Below are 18,695 nucleotides of genomic sequence, written 5' to 3' on the forward strand. Positions count from 1 at the left end.
GACCGGACATCTCGAGGATTTCTATTATGGCAACGAAAGCGCAAGCCGCCAGCACCGCGGAAGCCGGCAGTACGGTTGAACTCAGTCTGCTAGACAAGATCGTGCACGAAGGCAATATGGCCGTCGAGCCGTCGCAAAATACGTATGCGAAGCAGTTGATCGGTCAGCTCGCGTCCCAAATTCTTGACGAAGGCATGCGCACCAGCCCGGACAAGGGCGTGGTGGCAATGATCAATGAACGCGTCGCGGAAATCGACCGTCTGCTGTCGGACCAGCTCAACGCCATCATGCACGACGCGGAATTCCAGGCATTGGAATCGTCGTGGCGCGGATTGTCGGACATGGTCCATGGTACCGAAACGAGCGCGCGCCTGAAGCTGCGCCTGCTGAACGTGTCGAAGAGCGAACTGCTGAAGGACCTCGAGTCCGCGGTCGATCACGATATGAGCGCCCTGTTCAAGAAACTGTACGAAGAAGAGTACGGTACGTTCGGCGGCCATCCCTACTCTTTGCTGATCGGCGACTATCAATTTGGTCGTCATCCGCAGGATATCGCTCTGCTCGAGCGCATCTCGAAAGTCGCGGCTGCCGCGCACGCACCGTTTATCAGCGCTGCCGCGCCCGCACTCTTCGATATGAAGTCTTATCAAGACCTGGGCGTCCCACGCGACCTGTCGAAGGTCTTCGAAAGCGCCGAGCTGACCGCATGGCGCGGCTTCCGTGAATCAGAGGATTCCCGTTATGTCGCGCTGACGCTGCCATCGTACGCGGCGCGTCTGCCGTATGGCGCCGCGACGGTACCGGTGGAAAGCTTCAAGTTCGAAGAAGACGTCAACGGCAGCGACCACAGCAAGTATCTGTGGGCGAACTCGGCCTACCAACTCGGTCTGCGTATCACGGACGCCTTCGCCAAGTACAGCTGGGCAACCGCGATTCGCGGCGTGGAAGGCGGCGGCAAGATCGACGGTCTGGCGGCACACACGTTCAAGACCGACGAAGGCGATATCGCGCTGAAGTGCCCGACCGAAGTGTCGATCACGGACCGTCGCGAAAAGGAATTGAACGATCTCGGGTTCATCTCCATAGTCAATTCCAAGGGATCGAATTCCGCGACGTTCTTCGGTGCGCAGACGGTCAACAAGCCGAAGGTCTACAACAAGGACGCGGCCAACGCCAATGCCCAGTTGTCGGCACGCCTGCCCTACGTGTTGGCTGCATCCCGCTTTGCGCATTACCTGAAGGTCATCATGCGCGACAAGGTGGGTAGCTTCCAGACGCGCGACGAAGTGGAAAACTTCCTCAACAACTGGATTTCGGGATACGTGTTGTTGAACGCCTCGGCACCGCAAGCTGCCAAAGCGCGCTTCCCGTTGAGCGAAGCCCGCGTCGATGTCACGGAAGTGCCGGGTAAGCCGGGTGCTTACAACGCAACCTGCTTCTTGAAGCCGCATTTCCAAATGGAAACGCTGACGGCATCGCTGCGTCTGGTGGCCGAGTTGCCGGCGCCCGCTGCAGCGTGATTGCCGGTTGATCACGACGCGTTCGATGTTTGACGACGCCTGACCTGCAGGCCCAGGACCGGGACTCCCCGGTCGGATGGCTGCGCGCGGCTCCTACACGACATATCAACATTTAGGTCACACCGTCATGGATACTTTGGTTCTTTCGATTGACAGCATTGCCGGTAACGCAACGCTTACGGGCTACGCCGGCAAGATCATCATCGAGCAGTTCTCGCTGAGCGTGTCGTTGCCGATGAACATGGATGTGGCGAATACGGAACGGACGATGGGCCGCCCGAGCTTCTCCGAGATCAGCGTGACGAAGATGACGGACATCTCCACGCCGCCGTTGTATGCTGCCTGTACCGCCGGCACGAAGCTCGGCAACATCACGTTGACGGTCATGCGTAATGAAGGCGGCGTGGCCATGGAATACTCGAAATATGTGATGACGAACGCGATGATCTCGAACATCTCGACGTCGGGCGGCAGCAACGGCTCCATGGACAGCTTGTCGATCAACTATACGAAGATCACCACCGAATTCACGCAACAAAGCACCGATTCGACGAAGAAGGGCACGGCGCAGTTCGGTTGGGACCTGACGACGAACGTCGCAGCATCCTAAGCGGCTGCCTTCCATCGCGAGCGCTCGCGCGAGCACTGCCTCGCTTTATACCGCCATGTCAGACTCGATGCCCTTCTCGTCCATACCGTTATTCGACCGCCTGCGCGCGGCGCCGGATACGACAACGCACGAAGGACACGAAAGCGAGTGGCAGCGGCTGCGGCGGTCCGTCAAGCACGAGCTGGAGAATTTGTTCTCCTCGCGCTCGGGTCTGGCGATGGATGCTTACCTTACCGGCATGCTGACGGTGCTCGATTACGGGCTGCCCGACACCACCGCTTTATCGATGGATTCGGTGCTCGACCGCCAGCACCTGGAAAAGGCGATCGCACGGGCGATCGCGACGTTCGAGCCGCGATTGCGCACGGTGACGGTGAGCGTACGGGCTAGTGCGATTCGCGGCGCCGACGCGTGTATCAGCGTGAATGGCACGTTGCGTCTCGCGCATCGCCAGCATCGCGTCCAATTCGAATTGGCGGCGTCCGGCAATCCCGAAGCGTCGAAGGTCATCGACGTCACGGATGTTCCCTCTTCCGTCGTCAGGGAGACGGACCATGTCTGAAGCCAATTCCGACGATCTCCTCGATTACTTCAAAAGCGAACTCGGCTATCTGCGCGAGCAAGGCGCCGCGTTCGCACAGCGCTATCCGAAGGTCGCAAACAATCTCGGCTTGCACGGTGGCGATGCCCTGGATCCCCATGTCGAGCGCCTGATCGAATCCACTGCGTTCCTGGCGGCGCGGGTGCATCGGGATCTGGACCAATCCTTTCCTCAGATTCCAGCGGCGTTGCTTGCCACAGTGTGCCCCTCGCTGGGTCAACCGGTACCGTCGATGACCGTCGTGCAGCTCGACTTCGACGCGGACAAGGGAAAAGTCACCGCCGGGTATCGCATTCCTCGACACACGGGTCTGGTCGCGCGCACCGCGCAGGACGAGACGTGCCGTTTTCGCACGGCCTGGGACACCACGCTGTGGCCCGTTCATGTCACACAGGCAGAGACGGTAGGCGATCTCGCCATCCAACTGACGTTGGAAACGCTGGGCGGTGCGGATTTCTCGGAACTCGACATCGACCGCTTGCGCTTCCATCTGCACGGCGATTGGACCGAGACGATGCCGCTGTACGACGTGCTTGCGGGCGGCGTGCAGCACGTCGACGTCGTATCTGCCGCGCCGTCTGCTACTAGCGCGACCGGTACGACGGTGACGCTTCCGTCCGATGCCTGGCGCGAGTTGGGTTTCGAAGAGGACGAGACGGTGTTGAATGCCCCCGTATTCGGCTATCTGCCCTATACGATGCTGCAGGAATATTTTGCCTTCCCGCGCAAATTTCATTTTTTCGATCTGGCACTGCCGCCGGGTGCCCTCGGTCGCGGTCATCGTGCGACGATTCTGCTGCGCTTGCGCTCGCCGATGCGTCGTCTGCCGGCGCTTCGCGCCTCGAATCTGATGATGGGCTGCGTACCAGCCGTCAATCTGTTCAGCCGTACCAGCGAGCCGGTGGTGCTGGATCGGCGACGCTACGAGTATCCGTTGCAAGCGGACCACCGACGCGACGCCAGTACCGAAATACACTCGATCGAAAAGGTCGTCGCCGTCGATCCGATGACCGATCGCACAGTGGTCATTCCGGCCGTCACGGCCGGCATTACGCACGACGCCGCGCGCGGCGTCGCAAAAATGGGGGCGATCCGCTGGTCCGCCCGGCGCGAGTCGTCGTTGCGACCGGGCCAGCCCGGCACGGACATGACCATCAGTTTCGTCGATAGCGACGATTCGCCCGCCTGTCCGCCCGAACAAACGATCTACGCGCACGTGTTGTGCACCAACCGCCGTCTGGCGGAACAGATGCGACATGGCACGGCAATGGGGATCGATGGCCTGTCCGCGCATGTCCGCGTGCGCTGCCTTTACGCACCCACGCCACAACACGATCCGCCCCTCGGCGCCGCCACGTTGTGGCGCCTGGTGTCGTTGCTGACGCGCAATTACCACTCGCTGCTGCATTCCGACAACGGCGCGGCATGGCTGCAAGAGTTGTTGACACTGTTCTCGCCGCAAACGGCGCGCGACTACAAGCAAATTCGCGGCATTCAGGCGCTTTCGGCGCGTCCCGGGACGGCGCATGTCGGCACGGACGGCTGGCGTGGCTTCTGTCGCGGCACCGATATCACGCTGCAGTTCGATGAAGACGCGTTTGCCGGCAGCTCACCGCTATTGCTCGGCGCGGTGCTGAGTCGCTTTTTCGCCATGCATACGTCGGTGAATGCCTTCGTCCGGGTCAATGCACGTGGTCGCGAGGAGCGCTGGCGTTCCTGGCCTGCAATGGCCGGCTTGCAACCGTTGCTATGACGGAGCGCGATCCCATGCACGCGAAGCGCGACGAGACGGGCGCGATACCAATCGGATCGAGTGTGCCCGCGAACGGTGATGCCGACGGTGGGCCGTTCGCCTTGCCACGCGTTGCCGCGCTTCACGCTGCCCCGTATCGCTACGATCTTTTTCAGGCCATCAGCCTGTTGGAGCGCGCCGCGCCCGATAGCGCACCGATCGGCACAGGAAACGGTCGTAACGAGGGGGTGCGCTTTACCGCCCATGTGTCGCTCAGTTTTTCACCGGCCGACATCCGCGGCGTCGGCTTTGATACCTATGCGCCGCGCTACGTGCTATCCACCGCCGCGCTGACGCTCGCTGGGGCGCAAGGACCGCTGCCATCGGTATTCACCGAGAAAGTGATTCAGCATAACGTTGCGCGCGATCCCGCCATGGCGGCGTTTCTCGATATCTTCAATCACCGCTTTCTGTCCTTTCTGTATCGCGGACGGAAAAAGCATATTCCGGCACTGTCGCGGTTGCCATCGCCGGGTGCCGCGCCAGATCAAACGCCGCCGCTACTGCGTGGCATCGACGACCTCGCGAACCTGCGCCACGGCGATGCGCAAGACGGCGTGGCGCAGCAATCGTGGTTGCAGCATGCGGGTCTGCTTGGCCCAGGACCCCGTTCGGTCAATGCGCTGATCACCTTATTACGCGACCGCTTGCGGGTGCCGGTGCACGCACGACAATTCGTGGGCGGCTGGCTGCCGTTGGGGCCGGAAGATCGGTTCGGCTTTCATGGCGAACGCGCACGGCTGGGTGGCGGTCGGGCGCTAGGTGCACGTATCTGGGATCAGGGCGCGGGCATCGAATTGACCTGCGTGGTGGACACGCGCGAGACGCTCGAACGATTTCTGCCGGGCGGCGAAGCCTATGCCTTACTGACCTGGCTGGTCCGACGCTTTCTGCAGTCTCCGCTCGAAGTCCATCTGCGCCTGCAACTGCAAGGCGATGTCCACGCGCCGCCCCGCCTGCATACCCCGTTGCCCGAAGGCGCCGCTGGCGATCGATCGGTGCCGCCGTTGCGCCTCGGATGGACCAGTTGGCTTGCAAAGCGACAAGACGGTGTGCCGGCCGATGGCGTTGCCCGCCAGCCACTTCCCGACATTCGACTCACACTGCCACCGGCCGGATACGCTGGTCAGTCCGTGCGCCACGCCTGAGAGACATCCAGATGCAAATCGACATTCGCGACCTGCTGGGACGCCTCGATCCGGAATGCAAGCGGGGCATGGAGAAAGCCGCCGAAAGCTGCGTCCAGCACACGCATTTCAACGTCGAAATCGAGCACCTGCTGCTCGAATTGCTGCGCGCCGACGCGGCCGATTTTATCGAGATCCTGCGCGTTTTCGACGTGGCTGGCGACGGCATCGAACGCCAGTTGCAAGCCGCCGTCGATGCGTTCAAGCGCGGAAACGGTCGGACGCCGGCCTTGTCGCCGAATTTCGGACCATTGTTCCAGGAGGCGTGGTTACTCTCATCGATGCTGCTCGGCGAGCAACAGGTCCGCGTCGGCGCATTGATCCTGGCGTCATTGGAAGTCGATAGCCTGCGCGGCACGTTGATCGAGAGCTGTCCCGGCATGTTGAAGATTCCCCGGGCGCGCCTGCGGGAAATGCTGCCATCGGTGCTGAGCCCGCATGGGCGAGGCGGACTGGATTCGGCGAACCCGTCGCAGGCCGCGGGCGGCATGCCGACGAGCGGTGGATCCGTCGGCGCGCGCGCGCGTAGCGCCACGCCTTCGCTCGATCAATACACCATCGACATGACGCAGCAGGCGGCGGACGGGCGTATCGATCCGATCACCGGTCGCGATATCGAAATCCGGCAGCTCATCGACGTCTTGCTGCGCCGTCGTCAAAACAATCCCATCCTGACCGGCGAGGCGGGCGTGGGTAAAACGGCCGTGGTCGAGGGCTTCGCACAACGCATCGCCGATGGCGACGTACCGCCCGCTTTGCAGAAGGTGCGCGTGCATTCACTGGATCTCGCCTTGCTGCAAGCAGGCGCCGGCGTCAAAGGCGAGTTTGAAAACCGTCTGAAATCGGTCATCGCCGAAGTGAAAGCGTCACCGCTACCCATCGTGCTGTTCATCGATGAAGCACACCAATTGATTGGTGCCGGCGGGGCCGAAGGCCAAGGCGATGCGGCAAACTTGCTGAAACCGGCGTTGGCGCGCGGCGAATTGCGGACGATTGCCGCCACGACCTGGGCCGAATACAAGAAGTACGTCGAACGCGACCCGGCCTTGGCGCGCCGCTTCCAGGTGGTGAAAGTCGATGAACCGGAGGAAGCCGTCGCCATCGAGATGCTGCGCGCCGTGGTGGCCAAGCTCGAAGCGCACCATGGTGTAGAGATTCTCGATGAGGCGGTATGCGATGCCGTGCGCCTGTCACAACGCTATATTTCGGGACGCCAATTACCGGATAAGGCGGTCAGCGTGCTGGATACGGCCTGCGCACGCGTGGCCATCGGGCAAGCAGGTATTCCAGCCAAGCTGGAGGCGCTGAATCGTACCACCGTCAGCTTGGAAAGCCAACGCCGCGTCTTGCGCCACGAGGCCGCGACGGGTCTGGATCGCGCCGAAGCGTTGGCAGCCGTCGACACGGAACTCAGCGAGGTCCGTCAACACCAGCGCCGCCTGGCGGAAAAGCTGGATGCCGAAAAGAAGGTGGTGGGCGAAATCCTGGCAATGCGCAAACGCATCGCCGAGACGACGAAGCGCGATCCGTTATCCGCTGCCAACGCGCATGGCGATACCCATGCTGCCCCCGTCAGCGACGACAGCAGCGACACGCATAGTACGACCGACGACGCGTCCATCGATGAATTCTCGGAAGCGGATTTATCAGTGCATCTCCGCCGCCTTGAAAAAGGCCTGGAGTCCATTCAGAACGACGACCCAATGGTACCGGTGTGCGTCGACGGCGCGACCGTGGCTGACGTGATTTCAGGATGGACCGGCATTCCCGTCGGCCGCATGATGGCCGACGAAGTGCATACGATCCTGCACTTGAAATCGAAGCTCGCTGCACGCGTCAAAGGTCAATCACAGGCCCTGGATGCCATCGCAAGACGGGTTCAGACATCTCGCGCAAACCTCGATGATCCCGGCAAGCCGATCGGCGTTTTCATGCTGGTGGGTCCGAGCGGCGTGGGTAAGACGGAAACGGCGGCAGCGTTGGCGGACATACTGTACGGCGGCGAACGCAATCTGATCACCGTCAATATGTCGGAATTTCAGGAGGCGCACAGCGTATCCGGCCTCAAAGGCGCGCCTCCCGGCTATGTCGGCTATGGTCGTGGCGGCGTATTGACGGAAGCCGTACGTCGCCGGCCTTACAGCGTCGTGCTGCTCGACGAAATGGAGAAGGCCCATCCCGATGTGCTGGAAATGTTCTTCCAGGTATTCGACAAAGGGACCATGGATGACGGCGAAGGCGTACCGATTAATTTCCGCAACACGGTGATCCTCTTGACGTCCAACGCGGCGCAAGACGTCATCACCGATGCCTGCAGCAACGGCCAGCGCCCCGATGTCAGCGCATTGGCCGAGCAACTCCGCCCAGCCTTGCAGCAGCGATTCAGCCCTGCCTTCATGGGCCGGCTGGTATTGGTGCCGTACTACCCGCTAGGCGACGAACAGATTCGCGCGATCGTCGAATTGAAGCTGGCCAAGCTAGTCGATCGATTCGCGCGTCATCATCGCGCGGAATTCAGCTGGAGCCTGGAAGTGGCCGACGCGATCGCCCAGCGTTGCACCGAAGTCGACAGCGGCGCGCGGAACATCGATTTTATCTTGACGCAAATGGTGCTTCCCGCCTTGTCACGCCTGGTGCTCGAACGGATGTCGATGGACGACCCCTTCGATACGGTGCGCATGACCCTTGCGCCTGACGGATCGTTCGCGTTCCAACTCGCGCTGCGCAATAAGCATGCGCCGATGTCGTCCACCCGTGCGACGCCGGGATTCGCCGCCGACATCGCGCATGACGGCGCCCAGCACGAGGAGCCGACGCAACAATGAGCGACGGATATACCCAGTCGGGCGCGCTGCTATCGGTCTCGACGCCACTTGGCGCCGATGCGTTGCTGCTCGAACAGTTTTCGGGTTCCGAAGGCCTCTCGACGCTATTCGATTTCCAATTGACGATGCGCAGCGCCAGCGCGGATGTCGACATGTCGTCGCTGGTAGGCGCAGCCGTCACGGTCACGCTCTCGCCCACCACCTCCCCCACGCGCTATTTCAACGGCATGGTGACGCAATGCCAATATGCCGGGGGCAAACGGGGCGATGCGGTCTATCTTGCGCGTGTCGTCCCGAAACTGTGGCTTCTGACACTGGGCACCGACCGTGTGATCTATCAGAATCTGTCATCGGCGGAGATCGTGAAGCAGATTCTGTCCGATAACGGCATCGCTTTCCAGGACAAGCTCTCCGGCACCTACACGGCACGCGACTATTGCGTGCGTTTCGACGAAACGGCCTTCGACTTCATCTCCCGCCTGATGGAGCAGGACGGTATCTTCTATTTCTTCACTTTCACGAGCGAAGCGCACACCTTGGTGCTCGCCGATGCGACATCGGCGTATGCGTCCCTCGAAGGCGCGGCCACGCTCAGTTACGCACCGGAAAGTCAGCCTGTCAGCTCGGTATTCAGCGTCACTCAGTGTGATCTGGCCAATTCGCTGGTGCTGCAAAAGGTGAGCTATAACGACTACGCGTACGAAACGTCCGCGACATCGTTGCTCTCCAGCGTCGAGGGCGCATCGGGGCGCGGATCGCACTACGTCTTCCCCGGCGGCTATGCGGGCGCGGCGGATGGCCAGCGTCTGGCGCAAGTCTATTCGGACGCCGCGCAAGTCGACAAGGCCACGCTGCAGGGGAGCAGTCTCTGCTACATGATGACGGCGGGCGGCATGTTTACCCTCAACCATCATCCGCGCACGGCGCTGAATGCAAAGCATGTCCTGCGCAGTGTCACGCACCACGCCACGCGGACCGAGTACTCGAATGCCTTCACCGGGTTTGATTCGGAGGTGACATTTCGTGCGCCGCCCCGCACGCCGCGCCCTCGGGTGTCCGGCATGCATACGGCGGTGGTCGTGGGACCGTCGGGCGAAGAAATCTGGACGGACGCGCTCGGCCGCATCAAGGTGCAGATGCATTGGGACCGGCTCGGCAAGCACGACGACAGCAGCTCTTGCTGGGTGCGCGTGGCGCAAACCGTCGCCGGCCAAGGCTGGGGACATCTCTTTTTGCCGCGCATCGGTCAGGAAGTGCTGGTCTCCTACCTCGACGGTAATCCCGATCTGCCCTTGATCACCGGCAGCGTCTACAACGACGTACAGACCACCCCCATCGCACTGAAGAGCGACCCGACACACAGCGTGATCCGGACGCGATCGTCGAAGAACGGCACGGCCGGCAATGAAATCCGCATGGAGGACAAGCTCGATGCCGAACAGCTCTATGTCCACGCACAAAAAGACATGTCGGTGGTCATCGAGAATGATCTCGCCACCACGTTGAATACCGGTAACGAGACGCACACGATCACGAAGGGCAATCGGACCATCGCGGTGCAGACCGGCAATGAAACCCACGGCGTCAAGGGCAAACGCGATTTGACGATCACCGACGCCGAAACCCACACCAATCAGGCCGATTTCACGCACACCATCAGCGGCAACGCGACGTGGAAGATCAGTGGCGATCTGGTCATCGATGTACAAGGCAGTATTTCGATCAAGTCCGGCACCACGCTGTCGCTGAAATCTGGAACCGACTTCATTGCCGAGGCAGGCGCCTCGCTGACGAATAAGGCCAGCACCGCTTTGACGAATCAAGGCGGCACGACGGTGGACAACAAAGCCGGTACGACATTAACGAATAGCGGATTGGAGGTCCAAAACAAGGCATCGGCAAGTCAAACCGTCGATGGTGGCGGCATGTTGACGTTGAAAGGCGGCCTCGTGTCGATCAACTGATGCCTATGACACCCATCGCGTCGCCCGCCATCGTGCCTACGCCATCGCATCCGGATAGCGCGGGCGCAACGGCGTTGCAGCTCATCGAGGAACACGGTGCCGATGGCACATTGATTGGTCGCACGCCGATGGTGAACGGTGTGCCGCATGGCGAAGTGGCGCGTTATGCGGCAAACGGCGCGCCGCTGATGACGCTGCAGTATCGCAACGGCCAGCGCCACGGCGAGATGCAGAGCTTCGACGACGAAGGCGACTTGGTGCGTCGCGCCGAGTATCGCGACGACCTGCAGCACGGCGTCACCATGCTTTACGCCCATGGCCAGCCTATCAGTCGACAACGTTTTGTCGCCGGCAAGCAGGAGGGCGAAACGCTGTGTTACGCGCCCGACGGACAGATCAACGCGCGGCTCGATTATCGCGCGGGAAAACTCGATGGTCGGGCGTGCTATTACGACGAAGGCGTGCTGATTCGCGAAATGTCCTACCGGGCAGGCGTGCCACACGGGGCCTATCGTGAGCTTGATTCGGCAGGCCGCACGACGCAAACGGCAACGTACGTCGCAGGGGTCCTCGATGGCGCCGTGATGCGCTTTGGCCCCGACGGCAAAGTGCGGGAAACGCGGATGTATCGCAAGGGCAAGTTGGTCGCGCCGCTGCCCGCGGCGTCTTTCGATAGACGCACCGGGAGCTGATCGATGCCCATCCTCGTCACCTCCGGTGCGATGTTGCAATGTTCGTTCGGCGCGGCGCCCGGCGCCATGACGGTGTTGCCGGCCAACGCGATCCTGTGTGGCGCGCCGGCGGCCAACATCATGGATGTCGTACCGATGCTGAACATTCCCAGTTTCGGCACCTGCATGTGTCCGGCGAACCCGATGGTAGCCGCGGCCACGGCAGCGGCGCTCGGGGTGCTCACGCCCATGCCGTGCATTCCGGCAACCGCGGCGCCGTGGGCGCCCGGCTCCGCGACCGTGATGTTGGCCAAGTTTCCGGCGCTCCAGACGGCTTCGAAGGCGATGTGCAGCTATGGGGGCGTCATCCAGGTGATGGCGCCGTCGCAATTCACCACGATGGTGGCGTGATGACAGACGCGATCACCGAATTTTTAAGACGGCGATGGCGCGGATCAGACGCTCGGATCGGCCATCATGAGCAGAGTGACAAAAAAATGATTTTCTACCGTATCATTCCCGCCGAACCGCGTATGCGAAGGCGGTTTCGGCCATGACGATCGTCTTCACCATGACGTCGCGAATGATCACGATTGCCGCTGCGTGCGCCGTGCTCCTTTGCGTTGTCCTCTTTCTGCTGGGTGTTCAGATCGGCATGCGTTACGCCGGGCCGGCGGCGGGTATCGGTGGCGCTGCCACCACGGCATCGGTGCGTGCACCGGACGTCTCAGGCACCGGCGCCGCTGGCGCGCTGTCCTCTTCCTCCCCTCAAGACACGAGCGAGCAGTGATGCGTTTGTTTTCTCTTCCCAACCACATCGCGCTCGGGCTGCGCCGTCTCCGACCGGCCAGGTCGTCATCGACGTCCACGCCATCGGCACACGGCGAACGCACGGTGTCGCGCCGCTCGCTGCAAAGCGCCCTTTGCGCCCTGTCCGTGCCGCTGACACTGCTGACGCCGATGGTATCGATGACGGCGTACGCCCAGCCAAGTACCGACGCACAAAGTGCCATTACGCTGGGAAAGCCGGCGACCACGGCAACGGCAAGCACGCCTACAACGGTTACCGCGCTCCCCGCGGCCAGCGCCACGCCGTCCGCGCCGCTCACCGTTCTGGTGAGCGCCGGCGGCCCGGTGCACGTCGTTCAATTACCGGACGGCCGTCTGGTCGCATCCGATATCGCACCCATCGTCCAGCGCGGCGAATTGGTCGTGGCGATGCTCGGCGTCGATAGCCCGCCGTTCTTCTATCAAAAGAAGGGGCAACTGGTCGGGGTCGAAGTCGACTTGGCGAAGGAGTTGGCGCACTCGCTCGGCGTCAGCGTGCGTTTCGATCGCTCCGCCATGACATTTGACGCCGTGGTGCAACTGCTTGCCAGCGGTCATGCGGACGTGGCGGTCAGCAAGCTGTCGCAAACGCTCGCGCGCACGCGCGAGATTGCCTACAGCCAGCCTTACGTCACGCTGAACCGTGCCTTGCTGCTCAATCGGTTGCGCTTTGCCGCCATTGCACGCAAGCGCCCGCTTACCGAAGTCATCCGCAGCTTCGACGGCACGCTCGGTGTCATTGCCGGGTCGTCGTACGAAGAATATGCGAAGCGGAACTTCCCGCACGCGACTCTGGCGCGCTACCCGACGTGGGATGCCGTCGTGCAAGCCGTCAAGAACGGCGACGTCGTCGCCGCCTACCGCGACGAGTTCGAAATCAAGCGCTTATTGAAGTCCGATCCGACCAGTGCGCTGACGCTGCGCACCGTGACGTTCAAAGACCTGACCGATACGCTCGCGATCGGTGTACGTGTGGACGAACCCACTCTACTGGCATTCGTCAATGAATTCCTCACCGAGCACAACGGACGACTCGATGTCTCCCAGTTGCTTGGCGCATTAGACCAATGAGCAGTCACGAGGTATGTTTAAGATGAATGCGAAAAAACTGTACACGATCGTTCTTAATCCGTGGGTCGTCCTGAGCAGCCTGGCACTGGGCGGTGCGTTCGGGATGCTCGCCCCCGAGGCAGCGCTGCGCCTGTCGACGTTGGGCGATGTCTACGTCGATCTGCTGAAGATGACCACGCTGCCCTTCATGATTTCGGCGGTCATCTTCAGCCTGCAGCGTCTGTTACGCGTGGGCGGCACCGGCAAATTACTCGCCCGGGTGGCGGCGGTGTTCCTGGGCGCGTCGCTCGTGGTCGCCATCGTCGGCGCCGTGGTACTGATAGTGGTACGTCCTGGTCAGGGACTGTCACATGCGACGATGCAAACCTTCGGTCAGATCGTCGGCGGCAATCTAGGGTCCACGGACACCGTCATGGATCTCTATGGCGTGGATACCGTCGTGCGGTCGCCGGGCTTCTCGGACATTCTGCTGAGCTTGATTCCGACGAATATTTTCGCGGCGCTGGCGGGCGGTGAAGCATTGAAGGCACTGGTTTTCGCCTTGCTTTTCGGCCTGGCGGTCGGCTACGTGCCATCGCGCATTTCCGATGGTCTGACGCAAGCGCTCGAGACGGTCTATCACGCCTGCCAGAAACTGATGCACTGGTTGAGCTACCCGTTACCGCTCATCCTGTTCTGCATGAGCGCATCGCAGATCGCCAAGACGGGGCCCGGCCCTTTACACGCGATGGTGCAATTTGTCGGCGCCTTCGCACTGGCTTCGGTGCTGCTGTTGTTATTGGCGGTCGCCTTGATCTGGAAGCGCTCCGCGCAAAGCGCCTCGGTAACGCTCAATGCATTGCGCGGCCCTTTTGCGCTCGCCCTGGCAACGCGCAACAGTGCGGCCTGCATGCCGATCATGATCGAAAGCCTGGTCGAAGATATGGGCTTCGCCCGCGCCCGCGTCGAATTGCTCGTGCCCTTGGCCATCTCCTTATTGCGCATCGGACCGGTGGTCTATTACGTCTGCGCGACGCTGTTCATCGCACAACTCTATGGTCACACACTCGGCTTGATCGAGATCACGACGGTGATCTTTGCCTCGATCCTGGCCGGATTTGCGTCCGCCGGCATGACCGGCCTCGTGACGGTCTCGCTGATCAGCATGACCTGCGCCTATCTCCGTCTGCCGTTCGAAGCGGCGTTCGTGCTGTTCCTGGCGGTGGATCCTGTCTGCGATATTCTGCGGACACTGGTGCTGGTCATTGGCAATACTGCCGCCGTGGCGCTGATCTGTCCGCGTCCCTTGAAGGTTTGATGGCGGTGACTGCATGACATTGCAAAAGCGCTTGGCCAATCCGTGGATCATCTTGCTCTGCATCGTGCTGGGGGCAGTGGCCGGCGCCTATCTGCCCGTGCTGGGCGACATTGGCTTTACGCTCGGTACCGTCTATCTCGCCATCGTCGCCATGGCCGCGCTGCCATTGCAGGTGGTCGCCGGCTTCTTCGGCCTGCGCCAGATTGCGGCGCTGCCGCGTCCGGTACTACGGTTGGCGATGATGGCCGCGCTGGCGCTGGCCTTGGTGCTCGCGACGACGCTTGCCGCCACGCTGATCAGCATCGCCGCCCGTCCCGGCGCGCAACTGGACGGCGGCCAACGCGCCTACCTGGGCAGCATCGTCGAAGGGGCGCAAGCCGACACGATGACGCTCGCGCCTGACGCCGCCGCGGACGGCGACGCCGAATCGACACGCCACGCGGGCAATGCCAACGCGGCCGCCAGCCCACTGGACGGGCCGAGCAACGCCGATGCAATGAGCGCGATCGGCGCGACCGCAAGCCCCATGAGCGTCGCCGAATTGATGCCCAACGATCCGTCTTTGCGCGATGTCGTACCGGATAATTTCTACCATATCCTGGCCAGCGGGCGTCTCCTCGGCATTCTGACCGGTACGCTGTTCTTCGGCCTGGCGTTCGCCCGTCTGTCGAAGACGCAGAGTCAGTCGCTGAGTCATATCCTCGAAGGGGCGTATCGCACTCTCGAAATCATTATCGATCGGGCCAATCTTTGCATTCCGGTGCTCGCTTTCGGGATGACGGCGCATCTGGTCGATCAGATCAGCCTGCAGACATTGGCCGCGATGAGCGGCCTGGTCCTGACCTTTCTATTTGCCGTCGCAGTCCTTGGATCGATTGCCGTCTATACGGTCAGTCGCTGCGGCGGCCATCCCTTGCGTGCCGTCCTTGACGCATTGCACGCGCCGATGCTGATCAGCCTGACCTCGGGCAGCGTCATCGCATCGATTCCCAGCACCATCGATACGATGAGCGCACAGCTGGGCTACAGTCGCGCCGTCGCCGAATTATTGGTTCCCTTCGGTACCGTGTTCGTACGCGTGGGGAACGCCGTGTATTACGCCTGCGTCGCCATTTTCGTCGCGACCTTGTATCACTATCCGTTAGGTGCCACGTCCCTGTTGCTGATTTGGCTCGGCGCGGCGCTGGCCTCCATGTTGTCGGCGGGATATGGGGCGGCAGCCAGTATTGGCTATGTTACGTTCGTACTCTCGTTTCTCCAGTTGCCCGCCGATGCGGTGGTCTTTTTACTATTGAGCGTGGATCCGCTATGCAGCGGTGCGCGCAACCTGCTGTCGGTGCTGTTCGTTTGCGCGTTGACTGCCCTCGCGTCCACCGGCTTGCCGTCGGAGCGGGCTGAAATCGTACGCGGCACACGACGCGGCGAACTCGGCGACAGACGCGGCGGGATGACGCCGGCCGGCACCATCACCTTCGCGTTCACGCGAACACAACTTGCGGTGGCAGTGGCATGTAGTGGATTGATCGCTGCGTTTGTCGTGCTCATCGGCATTGGCGTGGGGGCGCGATGACGCACGACGTTATGCGAACGGAAAGGACTATGTTGACGAATGGCAACCCCTCGCCCAGACGCGCCGGATGGCGGCGCCTGGTGCTACCGGCCTTGCTTACCGCGCTTTGCACGCTGAATGGATGCGCTTTGCTGGGCATGAAAGGCGAGCGCGTGAATTGGCGCGAAACCACGCTGATCGCCACGGCCGACGTCAATCACAACAGCCCGCTGGCCGTGGACGTCGTGATGATCAGCGATCAAGCCACGCTGGACAAGCTGATCGCCTTGCAGGCATCGCAGTGGTTTGCGCAGCGCGACGATCTGGCTGCCACGTATCCCACCACGCTGCGCTACCGCAGCTGGGAAGTGGTGCCGGGCGAGACGCTGAATATCGACCGTCGTACCTTTGCCGGCCCGCGCGTTGCCGGCGTGCTGGTTTTCGCGAACTACGCCGCGCCGGGCGCACACCGGCAACGCATCGACACATTCAAAGGACGTCTGGTCATCACGATGAAGACCGACGGCTATACGCTGGAGACCTTGCCATGAGCAACCCTCGCAATCCGCTGGTCGAACGCGTCGAGTGGCACGAGGGGATGATCCTGTCCCCGCAGCACTTTCAGCAAATGAATGCGCGCATGGACAGCCTGGCGGCCTGGCATACGCTCGCCGCCGCGCCGTTCGCCTGGGGCGTGCGTAACCTGTCGATCGATGCGAACCTGCTGCCCGGCGGCTGGCTGCGCGTGCTCTCGCTCGACGCACTGATGCCCGACGGAACTGCCATCTCGTACGACAGCGCGGATCCCTTGCACGCGCCGTTGGAAATCGCGCTGCATCCCTTCGCCGACAAGCTCGATAGTCAGGCGCTCGACCTCTATCTGACCTTGCCTGTCACCCGCACGATGCGGCACAAGGGCGGGGTGCGGCGCTATCGGTCCGTACCCGGGCCGCTGGTGGATGACGACGTATCCGACGCGCCGCCGATGGACCTGTCGCTGCAGATCGCCAATCTGACCCTGCACATTGGCGAGGTGCCCTCCGTGCATTACACATCGCTACGCCTGGGCGCATTGGTGCGCGAGAACGAGGTCTATCGCCTGAACCGTACGCTTCCGCCGCTGCTCGAAGTGCAGCCCGACATGTCGCTTTGGCAGCGGGTGGCGGCTTTACTCGCGCAGCTTCGCGCGAAGGCCGCCTTTATCGCCAAGCAGACGGCGAATCCGTCCTCACGCATTGACGAGCGACTCGCGCAACTCGAACTCCGCGACCGTTTGCGCAGCTTGCTGTCGGACCTGCCGCTAGTGGAAGCGGTCTTGCGCACCCCGCATCTGCACCCTCTACCGCTGTATCTCGCGCTGACCAAGATGCTGGGCTCACTCTCGCTGCTCAAGCCGGGCGCGGTACCGCCGGTTCCGCTCGATTACGATCACGCCGATCCAGGCGCGATATTCGAGCCGCTGCTGGGCTGGCTCGATGCGGCCATCGCCGAGGTCAGCCAACAGTACCGCGAACTGAAATTCGAGATGAATGCCGGAACCTTCCAGTTGCGGCTTTCGGCGGAGGCATTGCCGCAACGGCTGTATATCGGCCTGCGCGGGCAATCGGAAAAAGATCTGACGGGCTGGATGAGTGGTGCCATCGTCGGCGCGGCGCCGTTGTATCCGTCGTTGCGTGAGCGCCGCGTCTTGGGCGCGGCGCGCTATCGCGTGGACGAGGCTCCGGAACTGGGCGTCCGAGCCGGTTCCGGTTACCTGCTTTATGCATTGGACGCTTCCCGTGGCGATATCTTGCCCGGCGAGTCCTTGATGATCAGCCACGTCAACGAAAATGCGGCGGCTTTGCGGCCGCAGGAAGTCGTTCTGTTCTCGCGAGGCTAGACCGATGTCACCCTTTTCTCTGTCTTCGTCGAACACGGACGGCAATGACCTGCCCAGCCGCGACCGCTTGAAATCCGACAGCGACCTGCTGAGCGAGCAATTCCGCAGCTTCATCGACGAAGTGCTCCGCGCCCCCGCGCGTGTCGCTGAAATGCGCGAAACCGATCCCGCCTTGGCGGCGCAATCGATGAATCGCTACCTGCTGCGCCTGCTCGAATTGCAGACCGCGCAAATCGAACGCGACGTCAGCCGTCTCGAATTGGACAACGTCGGCGATGCGCGCTACCTGAAAGTCGCCCTCGCCGATGAACTGTTACTCTCGCTGCCATGGCTTGGTCGCGATCACTGGACGGGCCATCTGCTGGAATCCGCACTGTACCAAAGCAATATCGCCGGCGATCTTGTGTTTCAACGTATCGACGCGCTGTTAGCCGAGCGCGAACCGTCACGCCGCAAGGTGGCACGGCTCTATCTGCTGGCGATAGCGATGGGGTTTCAGGGACGGTACCGCAGCAGCGGCCAGTTGTCGTTCCCGGGCGCCGGCAGCGCGATGGGCAGCAAAAACGGCCAATCGGACGCTCCCGCCGACGGCCCCGCGACGGTACACGACCCGCGGCTCGACGCTTACCGCCGGGAGCTGTTCCAGTTCGTGTTCCAACGGCGACCGGACCTTGGCGGCCGGGACCGCGTGCTGGACGAATCCGCCTATGCCTACACACTGGCGCATCTCGCGCCGCGCAAGTTGCCCGCGCTGAGCCGTTGGTTGAGCGGCGTGTTGATCGCGATTGTCGCCCTGCTCGCAATATCCGAAATTCTCTGGCTTTCAACCACCTGGGACGTGCGCAGCGCATTGAACGGCCAATTCACGGCAGACGGAGCCAACCGATGACAACAGTATTGT

The 18,695-nt window shown here is 62.1% G+C and carries 16 protein-coding genes; all 16 read left to right on the forward strand.

Features of this window, described 5'->3' with window-relative positions; all coding sequences use genetic code 11:
* The first annotated feature begins 26 nt into the window (after positions 1–26).
* The 16 genes from tssC (at position 27) to ABEG21_RS17760 (ending at position 18,683) form a co-directional block, all read left to right on the forward strand.
* Positions 27–1,520 (forward strand): type VI secretion system contractile sheath large subunit, encoded by a 1,494-nt coding sequence (gene tssC, locus ABEG21_RS17685; RefSeq protein WP_347557937.1) that lies wholly within the window; start codon positions 27–29, stop codon positions 1,518–1,520.
* A gap of 127 nt (positions 1,521–1,647) precedes the next feature.
* Positions 1,648–2,130: a type VI secretion system tube protein Hcp gene (locus ABEG21_RS17690; protein WP_347557938.1), complete on the forward strand. Its 483-nt coding sequence runs from the start codon at positions 1,648–1,650 to the stop codon at positions 2,128–2,130.
* 55 nt (positions 2,131–2,185) lie between these two features.
* Positions 2,186–2,692, forward strand: coding sequence for a type VI secretion system baseplate subunit TssE (gene tssE, locus ABEG21_RS17695; RefSeq protein WP_347557939.1), 507 nt, complete (start codon positions 2,186–2,188; stop codon positions 2,690–2,692).
* Positions 2,685–4,484, forward strand: coding sequence for a type VI secretion system baseplate subunit TssF (gene tssF / locus ABEG21_RS17700; protein ID WP_347557940.1), 1,800 nt, complete (start codon positions 2,685–2,687; stop codon positions 4,482–4,484). Before tssE ends, tssF begins: the two co-directional genes overlap by 8 nt.
* A gap of 14 nt (positions 4,485–4,498) precedes the next feature.
* Positions 4,499–5,671 carry a type VI secretion system baseplate subunit TssG gene (gene tssG, locus ABEG21_RS17705; RefSeq protein ID WP_347557941.1) on the forward strand — a complete coding sequence of 391 codons (1,173 nt, stop codon included), beginning with the start codon at positions 4,499–4,501 and terminating at the stop codon, positions 5,669–5,671.
* A gap of 11 nt (positions 5,672–5,682) precedes the next feature.
* The gene (gene tssH / locus ABEG21_RS17710; RefSeq protein WP_347557942.1) at positions 5,683–8,535 is read left to right on the forward strand and encodes a type VI secretion system ATPase TssH; all 2,853 of its coding nucleotides are present in this window, start codon (positions 5,683–5,685) and stop codon (positions 8,533–8,535) included.
* Positions 8,532–10,499 (forward strand): type VI secretion system tip protein TssI/VgrG, encoded by a 1,968-nt coding sequence (tssI, locus tag ABEG21_RS17715; RefSeq protein ID WP_347557943.1) that lies wholly within the window; start codon positions 8,532–8,534, stop codon positions 10,497–10,499. The genes tssH and tssI overlap by 4 nt, the downstream gene beginning before the upstream one ends.
* Positions 10,499–11,191 carry a toxin-antitoxin system YwqK family antitoxin gene (locus tag ABEG21_RS17720; protein WP_347557944.1) on the forward strand — a complete coding sequence of 231 codons (693 nt, stop codon included), beginning with the start codon at positions 10,499–10,501 and terminating at the stop codon, positions 11,189–11,191. The genes tssI and ABEG21_RS17720 overlap by 1 nt, the downstream gene beginning before the upstream one ends.
* A 3-nt stretch (positions 11,192–11,194) precedes the next feature.
* The gene (locus ABEG21_RS17725) at positions 11,195–11,581 is read left to right on the forward strand and encodes a DUF4280 domain-containing protein (protein WP_347557945.1); all 387 of its coding nucleotides are present in this window, start codon (positions 11,195–11,197) and stop codon (positions 11,579–11,581) included.
* Between the two features lie 142 nt (positions 11,582–11,723).
* Positions 11,724–11,960, forward strand: coding sequence for a hypothetical protein (locus tag ABEG21_RS17730; RefSeq protein ID WP_347557946.1), 237 nt, complete (start codon positions 11,724–11,726; stop codon positions 11,958–11,960).
* Entirely contained in the window at positions 11,960–13,069 is a 1,110-nt protein-coding gene (locus ABEG21_RS17735) for an ABC transporter substrate-binding protein (RefSeq protein WP_347557947.1), read from the forward strand. Before ABEG21_RS17730 ends, ABEG21_RS17735 begins: the two co-directional genes overlap by 1 nt.
* Before the next feature lie 22 nt (positions 13,070–13,091).
* A complete protein-coding gene (locus tag ABEG21_RS17740) occupies positions 13,092–14,366 on the forward strand; it encodes a cation:dicarboxylase symporter family transporter (protein WP_347557948.1) in 1,275 nt (424 codons plus the stop codon).
* Between the two features lie 13 nt (positions 14,367–14,379).
* Entirely contained in the window at positions 14,380–15,936 is a 1,557-nt protein-coding gene (locus tag ABEG21_RS17745; RefSeq protein WP_347557949.1) for a cation:dicarboxylase symporter family transporter, read from the forward strand.
* A 29-nt stretch (positions 15,937–15,965) separates the two neighbouring features.
* Positions 15,966–16,466 (forward strand): hypothetical protein, encoded by a 501-nt coding sequence (locus ABEG21_RS17750; protein ID WP_347557950.1) that lies wholly within the window; start codon positions 15,966–15,968, stop codon positions 16,464–16,466.
* Entirely contained in the window at positions 16,463–17,794 is a 1,332-nt protein-coding gene (gene tssK / locus ABEG21_RS17755) for a type VI secretion system baseplate subunit TssK (RefSeq protein WP_347557951.1), read from the forward strand. Before ABEG21_RS17750 ends, tssK begins: the two co-directional genes overlap by 4 nt.
* 4 nt (positions 17,795–17,798) lie before the next feature.
* On the forward strand, positions 17,799–18,683 hold the full coding sequence (locus ABEG21_RS17760) for a DotU family type IV/VI secretion system protein (RefSeq protein ID WP_347557952.1): 885 nt from the start codon (positions 17,799–17,801) through the stop codon (positions 18,681–18,683).
* The last annotated feature ends 12 nt before the right edge of the window (positions 18,684–18,695 follow it).

Origin of the sequence: Robbsia sp. KACC 23696 (genome assembly GCF_039852015.1) — a bacterium.
Taxonomy (GTDB): domain Bacteria; phylum Pseudomonadota; class Gammaproteobacteria; order Burkholderiales; family Burkholderiaceae; genus Robbsia.

What these genes read in the sequence shown, in the direction of transcription:
- tssC (WP_347557937.1), top strand. Translation starts at nt 27, where the DNA reads ATGGCAACGAAAGCGCAAGCCGCCAGCACCGCGGAAGCCGGCAGTACG.
- ABEG21_RS17690 (WP_347557938.1), top strand. Translation starts at nt 1,648, where the DNA reads ATGGATACTTTGGTTCTTTCGATTGACAGCATTGCCGGTAACGCAACG.
- tssE (WP_347557939.1), top strand. Translation starts at nt 2,186, where the DNA reads ATGTCAGACTCGATGCCCTTCTCGTCCATACCGTTATTCGACCGCCTG.
- tssF (WP_347557940.1), top strand. Translation starts at nt 2,685, where the DNA reads ATGTCTGAAGCCAATTCCGACGATCTCCTCGATTACTTCAAAAGCGAA.
- tssG (WP_347557941.1), top strand. Translation starts at nt 4,499, where the DNA reads ATGCACGCGAAGCGCGACGAGACGGGCGCGATACCAATCGGATCGAGT.
- tssH (WP_347557942.1), top strand. Translation starts at nt 5,683, where the DNA reads ATGCAAATCGACATTCGCGACCTGCTGGGACGCCTCGATCCGGAATGC.
- tssI (WP_347557943.1), top strand. Translation starts at nt 8,532, where the DNA reads ATGAGCGACGGATATACCCAGTCGGGCGCGCTGCTATCGGTCTCGACG.
- ABEG21_RS17720 (WP_347557944.1), top strand. Translation starts at nt 10,499, where the DNA reads ATGCCTATGACACCCATCGCGTCGCCCGCCATCGTGCCTACGCCATCG.
- ABEG21_RS17725 (WP_347557945.1), top strand. Translation starts at nt 11,195, where the DNA reads ATGCCCATCCTCGTCACCTCCGGTGCGATGTTGCAATGTTCGTTCGGC.
- ABEG21_RS17730 (WP_347557946.1), top strand. Translation starts at nt 11,724, where the DNA reads ATGACGATCGTCTTCACCATGACGTCGCGAATGATCACGATTGCCGCT.
- ABEG21_RS17735 (WP_347557947.1), top strand. Translation starts at nt 11,960, where the DNA reads ATGCGTTTGTTTTCTCTTCCCAACCACATCGCGCTCGGGCTGCGCCGT.
- ABEG21_RS17740 (WP_347557948.1), top strand. Translation starts at nt 13,092, where the DNA reads ATGAATGCGAAAAAACTGTACACGATCGTTCTTAATCCGTGGGTCGTC.
- ABEG21_RS17745 (WP_347557949.1), top strand. Translation starts at nt 14,380, where the DNA reads ATGACATTGCAAAAGCGCTTGGCCAATCCGTGGATCATCTTGCTCTGC.
- ABEG21_RS17750 (WP_347557950.1), top strand. Translation starts at nt 15,966, where the DNA reads ATGTTGACGAATGGCAACCCCTCGCCCAGACGCGCCGGATGGCGGCGC.
- tssK (WP_347557951.1), top strand. Translation starts at nt 16,463, where the DNA reads ATGAGCAACCCTCGCAATCCGCTGGTCGAACGCGTCGAGTGGCACGAG.
- ABEG21_RS17760 (WP_347557952.1), top strand. Translation starts at nt 17,799, where the DNA reads ATGTCACCCTTTTCTCTGTCTTCGTCGAACACGGACGGCAATGACCTG.